General features: G+C 58.0%; 12 protein-coding genes and 2 pseudogenes. 6 read left to right on the forward strand and 8 right to left on the reverse strand.

Annotation, left to right across the window (positions count from 1 at the left end):
• Window positions 1–539: 539 nt before the first annotated feature.
• The gene (locus AC07O1_RS11105) at window positions 540–854 is read right to left on the reverse strand and encodes a putative quinol monooxygenase (protein ID WP_495088804.1); all 315 of its coding nucleotides are present in this window, start codon (window positions 852–854) and stop codon (window positions 540–542) included.
• Between the two features lie 201 nt (window positions 855–1,055).
• Here AC07O1_RS11105 and mdaB point away from each other — a divergent pair, with 201 nt between their 5' ends.
• The 3 genes from mdaB (at window position 1,056) to AC07O1_RS11120 (ending at window position 4,397) form a co-directional block, all read left to right on the forward strand.
• Window positions 1,056–1,646, forward strand: coding sequence for an NADPH:quinone oxidoreductase MdaB (gene mdaB, locus AC07O1_RS11110; RefSeq protein WP_495088805.1), 591 nt, complete (start codon window positions 1,056–1,058; stop codon window positions 1,644–1,646).
• A 100-nt stretch (window positions 1,647–1,746) separates the two neighbouring features.
• On the forward strand, window positions 1,747–2,658 hold the full coding sequence (locus AC07O1_RS11115; protein ID WP_495088806.1) for a LysR substrate-binding domain-containing protein: 912 nt from the start codon (window positions 1,747–1,749) through the stop codon (window positions 2,656–2,658).
• Window positions 2,659–2,927: 269 nt separating this feature from the next.
• Window positions 2,928–4,397 carry an N-acyl-D-amino-acid deacylase family protein gene (locus tag AC07O1_RS11120; protein ID WP_495088807.1) on the forward strand — a complete coding sequence of 490 codons (1,470 nt, stop codon included), beginning with the start codon at window positions 2,928–2,930 and terminating at the stop codon, window positions 4,395–4,397.
• Window positions 4,398–4,530: 133 nt separating this feature from the next.
• Here AC07O1_RS11120 and AC07O1_RS11125 read toward each other — a convergent pair whose 3' ends face one another.
• A complete protein-coding gene (locus AC07O1_RS11125; RefSeq protein WP_495088851.1) occupies window positions 4,531–5,394 on the reverse strand; it encodes a methyl-accepting chemotaxis protein in 864 nt (287 codons plus the stop codon).
• Window positions 5,389–6,450 (reverse strand): annotated as a pseudogene (locus AC07O1_RS11130) (methyl-accepting chemotaxis protein); the annotation flags it as partial. The pseudogene AC07O1_RS11130 and the gene AC07O1_RS11125, both read right to left, overlap by 6 nt.
• 404 nt (window positions 6,451–6,854) lie before the next feature.
• Between AC07O1_RS11130 and pmrG the strand changes: the two are divergent.
• Window positions 6,855–7,508 carry a lipopolysaccharide core heptose(II)-phosphate phosphatase PmrG gene (pmrG, locus tag AC07O1_RS11135; RefSeq protein WP_495088808.1) on the forward strand — a complete coding sequence of 218 codons (654 nt, stop codon included), beginning with the start codon at window positions 6,855–6,857 and terminating at the stop codon, window positions 7,506–7,508.
• A gap of 13 nt (window positions 7,509–7,521) precedes the next feature.
• A pseudogene (locus AC07O1_RS11140) lies at window positions 7,522–7,704 on the forward strand (hypothetical protein); the annotation flags it as partial.
• An 82-nt stretch (window positions 7,705–7,786) separates the two neighbouring features.
• On the opposite strand, the gene AC07O1_RS11145 reads toward AC07O1_RS11140, so the two are convergent.
• The gene (locus AC07O1_RS11145) at window positions 7,787–9,250 is read right to left on the reverse strand and encodes an ArnT family glycosyltransferase (RefSeq protein WP_495088809.1); all 1,464 of its coding nucleotides are present in this window, start codon (window positions 9,248–9,250) and stop codon (window positions 7,787–7,789) included.
• A gap of 371 nt (window positions 9,251–9,621) precedes the next feature.
• Between AC07O1_RS11145 and AC07O1_RS11150 the strand changes: the two genes are divergently transcribed.
• The gene (locus AC07O1_RS11150) at window positions 9,622–10,233 is read left to right on the forward strand and encodes a hypothetical protein (protein ID WP_495088810.1); all 612 of its coding nucleotides are present in this window, start codon (window positions 9,622–9,624) and stop codon (window positions 10,231–10,233) included.
• A gap of 558 nt (window positions 10,234–10,791) precedes the next feature.
• Here the strand turns inward: AC07O1_RS11150 and AC07O1_RS11155 are convergent.
• From AC07O1_RS11155 to AC07O1_RS11170, 4 genes are all read right to left on the reverse strand, one after another.
• Window positions 10,792–12,210, reverse strand: coding sequence for a sodium:solute symporter family protein (locus AC07O1_RS11155; RefSeq protein WP_495013215.1), 1,419 nt, complete (start codon window positions 12,208–12,210; stop codon window positions 10,792–10,794).
• Between the two features lie 262 nt (window positions 12,211–12,472).
• Window positions 12,473–13,333: an alpha/beta hydrolase family protein gene (locus AC07O1_RS11160; protein WP_495088811.1), complete on the reverse strand. Its 861-nt coding sequence runs from the start codon at window positions 13,331–13,333 to the stop codon at window positions 12,473–12,475.
• Window positions 13,330–13,551: a hypothetical protein gene (locus tag AC07O1_RS11165; RefSeq protein ID WP_495088812.1), complete on the reverse strand. Its 222-nt coding sequence runs from the start codon at window positions 13,549–13,551 to the stop codon at window positions 13,330–13,332. The genes AC07O1_RS11160 and AC07O1_RS11165 overlap by 4 nt, the downstream gene beginning before the upstream one ends.
• Window positions 13,552–13,668: 117 nt before the next feature.
• Complete coding sequence (locus AC07O1_RS11170) at window positions 13,669–13,842, reverse strand: sulfotransferase (RefSeq protein ID WP_495088813.1); 174 nt, start codon at window positions 13,840–13,842, stop codon at window positions 13,669–13,671.
• Window positions 13,843–13,847: the final 5 nt, after the last annotated feature.

Consider the following 13,847-nt stretch of genomic DNA (forward strand, 5'->3'; position numbering starts at 1 on the left):
GTAGCACCGCTAACGACCTGAAAAAAACCGGCAATAGATCTGCGATAAACCCGACTATCCGGTGCATTACCCACGCGCCCAACCACTCACGGTGATTCTCAAGGCTGGAAAACATACCGCCCGGTGTCCTTTCCCTCATCAATTAACCACCCGGTTCTAATTATTTTCCGCGCTCGTCCACTCGGACTGTTCGATTGGCCGAGTGCAGACAAAATGAGGGACTTGAGGCAGCCTGAATCTGTTTGGCATCCATGCTCATTTAGCGTTTTATGACAGTTTTCGGATTGTATTGCAGCAAATTGCCATCATCCAGACAAAATGCAGATGTTCCAGCTGGATATTTGCGTTCGACAATGAATCGGTGACGTTCCTGTTACAGATTCAAGTGATAGCAGGTTTCTGGAATCGTGCTGATAATTTGCCGCTGGAGACCGCCTGAACCCGCGATTGCTACAGGTGAGAGAGGTACACAAACCCGGTGGGTTGGGGGAAGGGAAGGTCTGAGGATGAAAGCTGCCTTTGAGGCAGCGATTAGCGGATCAGCGGCTAGCTGATGACCGGCTGAGCATATCGATGCGACGGATATCGAAATCGCGCTCCAGGTAATCCATGCGCTGGTCGAAGAACTGCTTCATGTGTGGCAGATTCGAATGCATGTCCAGGTGAGCCCGGGATTGCCAGATTTCGTAAAAGATAAACAGTGTTGGATCCTGCTGGTCGCGCAGCATGTGGTACTCGATGCAACCGGGTTCGGCGCGGCTCGGTTCGACATAATCGCGAAACAGCGCTTCGAACGCCTCGGCTTTTTCCGGTCTGGTTTTTGCGTGCAAGATAAAACCGTGCAAGTCACTCATGTCGATCTCCTCAATTCCGGGTTCGGAAAGTCTACGACAACAATCCACCTGCAATTCGTGCGTATAGGTCAAATGAATTTTGACCGCTTCGGGCTTATTCCCTCGGCACCGCATCGATACCCTGCCGCCATCAACTTTCAACCTTCTCAATCCAGCGACTTATCCACAGCGCTGCGCATTGGACCTTGATGAGGCACCCCCATGAAAAAAGTACTGTTGCTCAACGGTGGCAAGAAATTCGCCCACTCCGACGGGCGCTACAACTCGACGCTGCATGACACCGCGCTGAGCGTGCTGGATCGCGGCGGAATCGATGTGAAAGTCACCCACATCGACGAGGGCTACGACATTGCTGAAGAGGTGGCGAAGTTTGTCTGGGCCGACGTGATCATTTATCAGATGCCGGGCTGGTGGATGGGCGCGCCGTGGACCGTTAAAAAGTACATCGACGAAGTCTTCACCGAAGGCCACGGCAGCCTGTATGCCAGCGATGGCCGCACTCGTTCCGACGCATCGCAAAAATACGGCAGCGGCGGCTTGCTGCAAGGCAAGCAATACATGCTGTCGCTGACCTGGAACGCGCCGCAGCAAGCCTTCGACGACCCGACCGACTTCTTCGAAGCCAAGGGTGTGGATGCCGTGTATTTCCCGTTCCATAAGGCCAACACCTTCCTTGGCATGACCGGGCTGCCGACGTTCCTTTGCGTCGATGTGATGAAGCGTCCGGCCGTTGAGGCCGACGTTGTCCGCTACGAGCAGCACCTGAGCGAGGTGTTCGGCCTGCCGGCGTAAGGTTCCTTTTGCCCCGCATCGGGCTACTATCGGTGGCGAGGGGGCAAGCCCCCTCCCACAGTAAGTCACCCGCCGGGACAACTCGATACAGAGGACATACGTGAAAGCCAGATCCGATGAGTTGCAAATTTTCGTCTGCGTCATCGAGTGCGGGTCTATCTCGGCTGCGGCCGAACAGGTGGGGCAAACGCCCTCGGCGGTCAGCCGCACGCTCTCGCGGCTCGAGGCCAAGCTCGACACCACGCTGATCAACCGCACCACGCGGCGTATGGACCTGACCGAAGAGGGCAAATATTTCTTCGAGCGGGCCAAACTGATTCTCGAACAGATGGATGAACTCGAAGAGCGCTTGTCCTCGCGCCAGAAAACGCCCTCAGGTCGACTGCGAATCAACGCCGCCTCGCCGTTCATGCTGCACGCGATCGTGCCATACATCAGCGAATTTCGCGCTCTGTACCCGGACATCCAGCTGGAACTCAACAGCAACGACCTGATCATCGATTTGCTGGAACAAAGCACCGATATCGCCATCCGTATCGGGCCTCTGGTGGACTCCACCCTGCATGCCCGCTCCCTGGGCTGCAGCCCGCTGCACATCCTCGCCAGCCCAGAGTACCTGGAAAAGCACGGCTCGCCGGCCACCGTGGCGGAACTGGCCGGGCACTCGCTGTTGGGTTTCACCCAGACCGAAAGCCTCAATCATTGGCCGTTGCGTCATGCCCAGGGTGACCGCTGGCAGATTCAGCCGGGAATTTGCGCCTCCAGCGGTGAAACCTTGCGACATCTGGCGCTGGAGGGGCAGGGTATTGCTTGCCTGTCGCACTTCATGACTATTGATGACATCAAGGCCGGTCGCTTGAAGGTGGTCTTGGCCGAGGCCAATAGCGGCTATCGCCAACCGATCAATGCGGTGTACTACCGTAATTCGCAGCTGGCATTGCGTATTCAATGCTTCCTGGACTTCATTCAGAGCAAGCTGGCGGCCTATGCCATGACGGTGTTCGAAGGTTGATTGGCGATCGCTGCGCAGGATTGAATGGGGGCATCCGGATTTTTGCAGCAGGGATCAGTCCTCGATACTCGTTCCATCGCTGATTCACGCAGGGAGTGACCTGCGGAAAGCATTGGTGGCGATGCTAGCGCTGATAAGGCTTGAGACGTCATCTACTATGAAGACAAACTGCCTCAGCCATCGCGCGGATCGTTTTGATCGCTCGTTACCGAGTCAATCCCTTCATTGCGATCACGCCGGTGCCGATTGCCTGCTGCTGGGAAACTGACATGAAGTACGACACATTGATCCGCAATGCCCTGGTCATCGACGGCACTGACACACCGGGTTTTCCCGCCGATGTGGCGATTCTGGATGGCCGCATTCAACGCATCGGTGACATGAACGGTGCTTGCGCTGAAGAAGAAATCGATGCCGTCGGTCGAGTGCTGGCGCCGGGATTTATCGACGTGCACACCCACGACGACACGGTGGTGATCCGTCAGCCGCAGATGCTGCCCAAGCTCAGCCAGGGCGTGACCACAGTGATCGTCGGCAACTGCGGGATCAGCGCCTCGCCGGTGAGTTTGCGCGGCGAACCGCCGGACCCGATGAGCCTGCTGGGTGCGGCCAGCGCTTTCGTCTACCCGACGTTCAGCGACTACCGGGCCGCGGTTGAAGCGGCGCACCCGACCCTGAATGTGGCGGCGCTGGTTGGCCACACGGCGCTGCGCAGCAATCACCTGGATGACCTGTATCGCACCGCCACGCGCCGTGAAATCAACGCCATGCGTGAGCAATTGCGCGAGAGCCTGGAGGCCGGCGCTTTGGGCTTATCCACAGGGCTGGCCTACGCCAGTGCTTTTTGCGCCCAGACCGATGAAGTGCTGCAACTGGCTGAAGAGCTGACAGCCTTCGGCGCGATTTACACCACCCATTTACGCAGCGAGTTCGAGCCGGTGCTGGAGGCGATGGACGAGGCTTTTCAGATCGCTCGTCACGCCAGCTCGCCGGTGATCATTTCCCACCTCAAATGCGCCGGTGCCGGCAATTGGGGGCGCAGCCCACAGCTGCTCGCATCCCTTGAGCGTGCCGCGCTCAGCCACCCGGTGGGTTGTGATTGTTATCCCTATGCGGCGAGTTCTTCGACCCTGGACCTCAAGCAGGTTACCGACGCTTTTCGCATCACCATCACCTGGTCGACACCCCATCCTGAGGTGGGCGGCCGCGACCTGATGGATATCGCCGCCGAATGGGACCTCCCTCTGCTGGACACAGCCCGCCGCCTGCAACCGGCCGGCGCGGTGTATTACGGGATGAACGAGGCCGATGTGCGGCGCATCCTGTCGCACCCGTTATCGATGATCGGCTCCGACGGTTTACCGGAAGATCCTTTCCCGCATCCGCGTTTATGGGGCACTTTCCCGCGGGTGCTCGGGCACTTCAGTCGCGATGTGGGGCTGTTCCCGCTGCACACCGCCGTGCACAAAATGACCGGGCTTTCGGCTGCACGTTTCGGCCTGGTCGAACGCGGTGAAATTCGCGAAGGGCATTGGGCCGATCTGGTGTTGTTTGACCCGGCGCGGGTGCGTGACGTGGCCGACTTCAAGGACCCGCAGCGGGCAGCAGAGGGGATTGATGGGGTATGGGTCAACGGCGTTTGCAGTTATGCGGATGGTCAGGTGAATGGACGGCGTGAAGGGCGTTTTTTGGCGCGGGCGGGGGATCTGCGGCGCAGGTTTGTTCCACATAAAGGTTGATCAATGCACAATCTGCGGCGAGGGCCTGCTCCCGTTCGGCCGGTCCGTGCTCGGGTGAAGCAGCCCATCGCGGGCAAGCCTCGCTCCCACCGTTGACCGCGTAATCCTGTGGAAGCGGCTTGTCCTCGCCAGGTCAAACCCGGAAGCGGCTGACCATCATCTGCAACTGATTGCCCAACCGCGCCAGTTCAACGCTCGATGCCGCGGTTTCATCGCTGGCGGCGGCGGTCTGTTCGGACACGTCGCGTACGTTGATGATGCTGCGGCTGATCTCTTCGGCCACGGCGCTCTGTTGCTCGGCGGCAGCGGCGATCTGCTGGTTCATCGACTGGATGCTGGACACCGTGCGAGTGATGTTTCCCAGCGAGGTGCCGGCCTTGCGGGTCAGCTCGACGCTGCTGTCGGTCAGGTTGCGGCTGTTGTTCATCACCGCGGCGACTTGCTTGGTACCGTTCTGCAAACCAGCGACCAGCCCTTCGATTTCTTCGGTGGACTTTTGCGTGCGCTGAGCCAGGCCACGGACTTCGTCGGCGACTACCGCGAAACCGCGACCGGCTTCACCGGCGCGGGCGGCTTCGATGGCCGCGTTGAGCGCCAGCAGGTTGGTCTGTTCGGCCACGGCTTTGATCACGTCCATGACGCTGCCGATCTTGTCGCTTTCCTGTTGCAGCACGGTCATGGCGTCGGTCGAGCGCGCGACTTCAGTGGCCAGGCGTTCGATCTGCGCGATCGCTTCACAGACCACTTTGTCACCTTCGCGGGCCTGGCCGTCAGCGTCGGAGGCGGCTTGTGAGGCCTGTTCGGCATTGCGCGCGACTTCCTGCACGGTGGCGGTCATTTCGTGCATGGCGGTGGCGACCTGATCGGTCTCGATCTTCTGGCTGTTAACCCCGGCGCTGGTTTGTTCGGTGACGGCCGACAGTTCTTCGGCAGCGCTGGCAATCTGCGTGACGCCGTCGCGAATGCCTCTGATCAAATCGCGCAAGGTCACACCCATGCGTGCGATGCCTTGCTGCAATACGCCAAGCTCGTCGCGACGGGTGACATGCACATCGTGGGTCAGGTCGCCCGAGGCGATGCGTTCAACCACGGCCAGGGTTTCGCGCAGCGGGCGGGTAATCTGTCGGGTGATGATCACGGCGGCCAGAATGCCGACCAGCAACGCCAGCAGGGTGCTGATCAATTGCAGGCTACGGGCTTGGGTGCTTTCGGCATCGCGGCGGTCCAGCTGGATCTGGTACAGCTCATCGCTGCGGGCAACGATGTCATTGCCTTGATCGGTCATTTCCTTGCGGGTCTGATCCGCGTCACCGTCCGCTGCTTTAAAGGCCTGCAGCGCGCTGCGATAGCCGATCAGGGCGCTTTCCAGCTGACGCAGTTCGTCCTGTTGAGTACCGCTAAAATGCAGGTTGAGGTCATTCAATCCGGCGATGGCTGCGTCCAGTTGAGCGACGGCTTTGTGTTCGGTTTCAGGGTTGGTGTCGGCGGTGTAGCCACGCACTTCGTAGCGGGCGAGCTGGAACGCCTCTTTGGCTTTGGTGATTGCCAGGAATTGCTCGAAACGCTGATCGCTCGAAGGCATTTGCTGTACGTGGGTGTTGATCGCGGCGATCAGTGTGTTGGCACTCTCGGCGTTATTGCCCATGGTCTGGCGAGCGGCGTTGCCTGCGCGGTAGGCGCTGCGCATTTTGTTCAGCGATTGCTGGTAAGCGTCGATGGTCGCGCTTTGCTGTTTGAGCAGCTTGAGGTTCTCCGGGCTCTTGAAGCTATTGAGCAGGGATTTTTGCTGGGCAACAAACCCATCGAGGGTGGTTTGCACATTCTGTGCGGCGGTCTCGTCGCCGTTGGTCAGCATGTATTGCAAACGGCTGACGCGCAGTTTGGTCAAGCCGGCGTTCAGTTGGGTGATATCGCTCATCCAGTTGCTACGATCGATCAGACCGCCAAGGCTGGTCCAGCCTGTCAGGGCCAGGACCGTAGTGAGCGCCAGTACCACGCCGAACCCCAGGCCCAGTTTCAGGTTGACGCTGATATTGCCGAACCAGCTATTCATTGCAATTACTCCAGGAACGTTGCGAGTGTTGGTCGTCAGTTGGCTGGAAGTTTGTTGTTTTTGGTAGCCAGCAAGGTTTTGGTGTAGTGGTGTATCGGCAGCGTACGCGAGAGCTGAAACGGTTTTTGTCTTGCCTTCATGGACAATGGGGGCGAGCCGTCTCTATTGCGTGCTGCGTTTGATCTACAGGGGAGGAGTGATCGAAAATACCGGTGCCCGGACGTGCTTGTTCTTTGAGCTTTTTTTCACATTCATTTCACTGGGGCCCGACGTCGCGCCCCATAGAGTCTTTTGTTCACTTGGGCGCCCGAATCACGGGTCGTTCGTTTTCAATAGCGCAGTTGCCATGGGTGTTTTGTATCTTTGGTATGGCTCGCTTATAGATTTTTCGCCACAGGGGCAGCTTGATCGTGGGATTAAGATTTGGTTTAAGTGGCGCTACGAAATATAGAACTATTGTCGTAGTACTGTTGTGTGCGTTGTTTGTTATTGCGCTGACTGTTGTTCTTTTAAGGCCGGCGGCGGTACCCGATCTGGTCCATGGCAAAACCTCCGGGTTAGTGCAACTGAGGGCGGATTGGGCCAAGGGCGAGATGATTGTGCTGGTTCGTCACGCCGAGCGTTGCGACCACTCCAGCGCCACTTGCCTTGGCAGTGCCGATGGCATTACCGAGCGCGGCCGCGACGTTGCGGTCGCGGTAGGTTCGCAATTTGAACATTTGGGTCTGGACAAGGCTGACATCTACCACAGCCCTTTGACCCGCGCAGCGCAGACATCGTCTTTCATGTTCAAGACGGTCGACGCGGGCCAGGATTGGCTGATCAACTGTAAAGGCCGTATGTTGAAGGACGTCCTCAGCCACAAGGTCGCCGGCCGAAACCTGATTCTGGTGACGCACAGTGAGTGCATGTCGGAACTTGAAAAAAACATGAAGTTCGCTTCATCGACGCTGGGCTATGGCGCATCGCTGTTTATTTCAACTGCGCTGGCGACTGGAAAGCCTCAGATGCTCGGCTTCATTGACGCGTCCGACTGGAGTTCAGTCATTCCCCAATAACGAGTCTGACCGGCTGAACGTCGTCGCCTCCCTGCTGTTTGCGCTGGCTATCAGCGGTTCCACAGGCTCCGCTGGATAGCAGCCAATACACCGTTGTTGGCCATCGCGAAGCGACAGCCACCGGTTTGTCCGCGCTCAGGATGCTGCGATCAACGCCAAGGGCGGCGATGCCATGATCAATACTCAGGTCCAGGAAAAGCTCGTGTGATTCTGGCGAAATACAAAAAAAACGGCACCTGATGAAGGTGCCGTTTTTTTTGCCTACAGCTAGCGTGGCTCTATTGGACTATTGCCCCAACGAAATAATAATCCTGCTTGCCCACAATCATTTTCTTCAGCACTTTCAAGGACGCTGGCGGTTCAGTGTCACTGCCCATGAGCGCCACATGATTGGGTGATGCCGTGAGAAATTCACTCAGCTCAGCTTCGGTCTCCAACCCCTTGAGCAGGCTCTGGGTATAAAACACGCTGGCTCCGGCTGTACGTTCATTCGCCTGATACAGCGCGACCTCTTGCCCGTTGGCCTGCATTGTCTGAATTTGCTGTGTCAGCGGCAGGAAGGACAATTTGCGGTCAGCGTGGGGCGCAACCCATTGCGCGGCCGCCAGGTAGATGCAGATCACCAGGCTCAGCACACCGACCACCAGGCCTCGACGGTGCCGGGCAAGCTTGCCGATAAACGTCGTAGCGTTGGTACGTTCGCGCAGTCGCTCGAACAGCACCGAGGCGTATTCGGCCGCCAGCACGGCAGCGGCGGGCGTCAGTGACATCAGGTACACCGTGCGTTTGCTGGAGGCGAAGCACAGCAAGGTGAACTGCGCCAGAATCCAGAGGGTGAAAAACAACAGGTAACGATTGCTCATCAGGCTTTTGCGGAAATGCCAAAGGCCCAGGTACACCAGAATGTTCCATGGCAGAAAGGCCTCTGGCAGCTTGGCCAGATAGTAATAGAACGGTTCATAGTGTCCGGCCAACTCGAACGAGCCGCCGAAGCGCCCGATGCTGTTGGTCCACAATACTTCTTCTACCGCCTGCAAACCGCCTCGCTGATAGAGCATGTACAGCCAGATCACCAAGGGGATCAGACCGAGCAATGTCAGCAGGCCCGGACGTACCCAGTCCGACAGCTTGAACCGTTTCTCGATCACGCTGTCAGCCACCAGATAGGCGAAGATCACCACCCCCGGCATTGCCAGCCCCAGCACACCTTTACTCAAGCTCGCGATGGCGATGCCCAGCGCGAACAACAACCAGGTCGCCATGGCTGACTGTTGTTCAGCCTGTCGCCGGTTAGCCTGAAAAAACGCCAGCAAGGCCATCGTCACGCCAAGGCTGAGTAGCGCATCCTCACCAACCCCGCGAACATTGCTCCAGTAACTGGCCATGGTCGCCAGCATGATGGCCGCGGACCAGGCGATGGTCGTCGGCCGATCGAACCTGCGCAGCATGGTGTACAGCAGCATCACGCTAAACAGCCCGGCGAAGGCCGAGGCCAGCCGCACCGCCCAAGGCGTGCCGCCAAACGCGCGGATAGCTGCGGCGTCGATCCAGAGGCTCAGCGGTGGCTTTTCCAAAAAAGGCTGGCCAAATAGTCGGGGCGTCACCCAGTCGTTATCCAGGTGCATCTCCATTGCAATCCCGGCGACCCGGGCTTCGGTAGAACCTTGCAGCTGGTGATTGCCAAGGGCAAAAAAGAACAACAGGCAAGTGAGCAGGAATAAGAGTGGGGCAGGTCGGGACATAGGCTTCTGGCTACCAAGGAAAGGAATAGGGCCGAAGAACATTCAGGCAGTCGGGAAAGTATACGGGACTAGTTCTCAACAAAGTGTGAACAACGGTGTGATGTAGTAACTCGGCATGTCGACGCCTGCGTTCTCAAACGCTTGGCAAAGATGCCCCAGAGCGAAGCTTTTCTGATGATCGCACGCTCAGTGGGCGCGGGATTACCAATGGATGGCAAAAGGTTGCCTGGTGGCGGAGAACGGCAATAAAGCACCTGCAGAATAATTCACCATCGACTCATGTTCGGTGAGCGTGCCGTTCATCGCCAGCCAAGAACCTAACTTCAAGACCCCTGTCTCATTGGAATGAATCCAGAGCGCCGGGAGGCATCATGTTTATAAAGAAGAAAAATTTGATGGTTATGGCTGTATGCACCTTGATGCTCGCCGGGGCATCCATGCTTCCTGGTGAGCTATCTCCCATCTCCTCTGCTTATGCAAAAGGCAGCGGTGGCGGTGGCGGTGGCGGTCACGGCGGTGGTAATGGTGGTGGTAATGGCGGTGGTCATAGTGGGGGGGCTGGTGGTGCCGGCCATTCTGATGGCGCGGGCGGGAAAGGCATGGGCAAGGGGTTAAGTGGCGATCGAGCTGCAGATCGTGCTGAAAAGGCTGCAGATCGCACTCAAGACCGTGCTGAAAGGGCTGTTGATCGCACTCAAGACCGTGCTGAAAAGGCTGCAGATCGCGCTGAAGATCGTGCTGAAAAAGCTAAGGTCGCTGGAAGAGCTGAAAAAGCCGTGAGGGATAGGGGCATCAGCGGCAAGCATTCTGGAAGCCTGCGCAATAATGACAAAGGTCATGGTTCGGTCACTTCCGGAGTAGCGCACTCTAAAGCTACCAGAGGGGTGGCCAAGGCCACTTCGATTGCTAAAACCACGCCAGGCGAACACAACACAAAAGGTTTGAGCAACGCCGCCACCTCAACGATGAAGAACGACCGCTAGTTGATGATTTGACCGGTATTCACTGCAGTGTTCTCGGTGAATACCGGTCATTTCACATCTGAGACACCCTGCATACAGGGATGACTGGGCATTTTGGTATTTCTGATCAATGTGCTCGTCTACCTGTTATCTGCGATTTGGCTTATTGAGATACCGCCAGAATTGGCGCGGTTGTCTGGCTCCCCAATTTTGGAGAGTGAACCACCTGCTGGCTCAAATTTACGCCATCGAGTTCTTGAGGCGTTACCGGGGCTGCTTGCTCAGCCAGAGTCAAGGTCAGAATCAGAACAGCAAAGCCTACTATCACTGGGAATGATCCGCGCCAGAATACGATGCGTCGGCGGCGCTGGTTTGCGTTCATTTGTGCTATCCCCTTTCAGCTCTATGGCTGCCATATGGCGAAAACATTCCGTTTGTTTATCACTATGCCGCCTCAATGTAGTTTCTGCCGTCGATAATTGCCAGCCCGCGAAAACCTGCTGATTGCCGGTTGTTGTTGCTGGGCGCCAATCAGATGATCGGCTTACATCGCGTGTCGCGCTACGCTTCACGACCGAACTACTTCAAGCCAATCTCCACAACCACCCGCTCCACCTGCTCGGGCGGCGTGCCTCGACGGCTGAGGTGGCTGATGCTCATGATCACCAGTGGGGTGAAGAGGGCGATGTAGGCGTTGTCGATGCCGAACGGGTTGCCTGCCAGGAACCAGCCAACGGTGGCAACCAGGGAGGCGATGATGCTCAGAAATGCGCCTGCGGCGGTGCCGAATTTCGGTGCGTAGAACACCATCAGCACCAGCACGGCCAGGGAGGCACGGAGGGCTTTGCCGAGGAAGGCGATCATCAGTACTTTGTCTGAGGTCAGCGCCAGAGCGATGGGCAGCAGGCCGACGGCGATGGTTGCCAGGCGTACGAAACGCAGGGATTTGACGTCGCTTTTTTCCGGGTTGAACCACGGCTCGTAGAAGTCGCGCAGCAGCAAGGTGGCCGAACCCATGCTAACGGCCGAGATGGTGCCGAACAGCGAGCCTGCCAGGCCAGCGACCACCAACCCAGCCGTCAGTTGGTCCATGCTTGCGATCAGGCGCGGGAAGGCTTGCAGCGAATCGACCGCGGGGAACAACACCGCGCTGCACATGCCGATCAGTGCCGCGCCGATGCCGAACGGGATCATCAGGATTGCGCAGTAGAAGCAGGCGCGCTGGGCCTTGCCGGCATGGCTGACCGTGTTCACCGCCTGAATCACGTATTGGGTGGAGAAGATCGAGCCGATTCCGGCAATCATCCAGGCGACGATCTGACCCCAGCCGATGGCGGTCCAGTCAAACATCCGCTCCGGCAATTGAGTCTGCAACGCACTGATCCCGCCGACCTGTTTCAGGCCGAACCACAGCGCCAACGCGACGCCGAGGTATTTGAGACTGGCGTGCACGAAATTGGTGTAGATCACCGAACGCATGCCGCCGATGCTGACATACAGCACTGAGACCACGCCGACGATGATGATCGCCAGGGTGCGATCCACTTGCAGCACGCTGGCCAGCACCGCGCCGCCGCTGGCGTAGATCGAGACCGCGACGATTTCCAGGGCGAAGATGGTGATGATTGACGTAGCGAAACGGGTTTTCTGACCGTAGTTGTGCGCCAACACACCGGAGATGGTGTTGTCGCCCAGCTCCTTGTACTTGCGCGCCAGCAACCAGGCGAACAACACAAAGCCCAGTGCTAGTGCGAAGAGGTTCCAGGCGGCGGAGATCCCGACTTTGAAGCCGGTCTGGGCGGTGCCAATACTGACCGCCGTGCCGATGAATTCCGACAGCATCAAAAAGCCGATCAAAAATGCAGGAAACTGCCCGCCGCCGGTGGTGTAGTTATTGGCACTGCGAGAGTGCCGGCGAACACCGAAACTGATCAGCGCGAGGCTGAGCATGTAGATGCCGGTGATGGAAAGGACGATCCAGGAAGAAGTGGACTGCATGTTTGTCACCCGATCAACGTGTTGAAGGTCGAAGGGGATACTGCCGAAACGCTTTCGCATGTGCGGATCATATGTATATCCTCTAGGTATTATTGTAGTTGCAGGTAGTTTCCTCTCCTGTGTTTTCGGTCGTCTAATATTGAGTAAGTATGGTTTGGTACTTATAAGGTATTGTGGGGAACAGTCTGCTTCTCTCAAATCAAGGCCACCGATTTCGCCGAGTACGCAATGCCGTTCACTCAAGGATTGTCGACTGACTTTTTCAGGGCGCCGTGGAGCACAGGGGAGGGTGGCTGAGTAGTTCTGGCCAGTGGCGAGCCCAGTCGCTTTCATGGCCCATGCCCGGCACGATATGGCTGTGCGCGCATCCACTGGCAGTGGCGCTGACAAACCGTTGCGCGATCACCGGTGGCACGACGCTGTCATCGGCACCACTGAAATGTAGCTGCGGAATCGACGCGACCAGGCGTGCAACATCGATGGCATTGAGCGACTCAGGCATCGCCGACACCTGATGCAGGCGGTTGACTTCGACAGGGTCGAGGTTACCGGCCACGGTGCGCAGCGAGGCGATATCGTGACGTCTGGCGGCGATCAACACCACCAGTGCACCACCGCCCGAATAGCCGACCAAATGGATGCCCTGACCGGGTACTCGTGCGGCGTAGTGCGTGACTGCCTGGTCCATTGCGGCGACCACCTCCTCTGAAAAACGCCTGTGGGTCCAGTAGGCTTTTTCACAGCGTGGGTTGACCGCCAGCGGCGTGAATTGACAGGGGCGTGCCAGGTACACGACGTTGGGTGCCGGGTCTGCCACCGCCAACGCCAGGCCCTGGGCCTGATGCGGTGTCGGATTTTCAGACGGCACGGTACGCGAGCGCCAGGCCATGCCGTCGCCCTCGATGTAGAGGGTCAGCGGCAGGTCTGGATGGGTTATCCGGTAAAAGCTGGTCAGCACAAAGCTGTCGGTATCGACCTGGTCACGCTGCAAGTTACCGGTGTGCGCCAGGGTTTCGGCGTGCCGGTTCGGATCGGCGCAACCTGTGAGGATTCCGAGCAGCGCACACACGCAGGCGAACACCGTTAGCAGGCGCTGTGCCAGCGCTGCGCTTGAGTCGTTCATGCTTCGGCAAGTCCCAGCGCCGCCAACAGCGGCCCGAGCTGTTCGGCATGCGCGCGCCAGCGACCTTTCGAGGTTTTGTAGAGGGGTTGCCGCACTTGATTGACGCTCGCGGTGTGCACCACGCGTTGGGTCTTGTGAAAGTCCATGCAGGCCTCATTCCAAGGCAGGTCAATGAAGTCGATCAAGCGCTTCGCCTGTCCTTCCAGATCGTCGACCACCGCTTCGTAGTCCACTTAAATAAAGGATTCGACGGGTAGCATCTGGCGCCAGTGAACCCTCAAGCTCTGGTAGTCGCGATAGAACTGCCCCAATTCGGCGTGGTCGTAGCTGAACAGTTACTCACCGCCGAATTGCTTGTTGTAACAGGATAGGCAGGTATCGACCGGATTGCGGCGGTAGTGAATGATGCATGCACCGGACAAGATCAACGGAATCAGGCCGGCATAGACAAAATAGCCCGGCATCTTGTCGACCAGGCGATCCCGACCGTCGGCCAGGAAGTGAGTCACACAAA

It is taken from the genome of Pseudomonas sp. GW821-FHT07G10 (assembly GCF_059418545.1).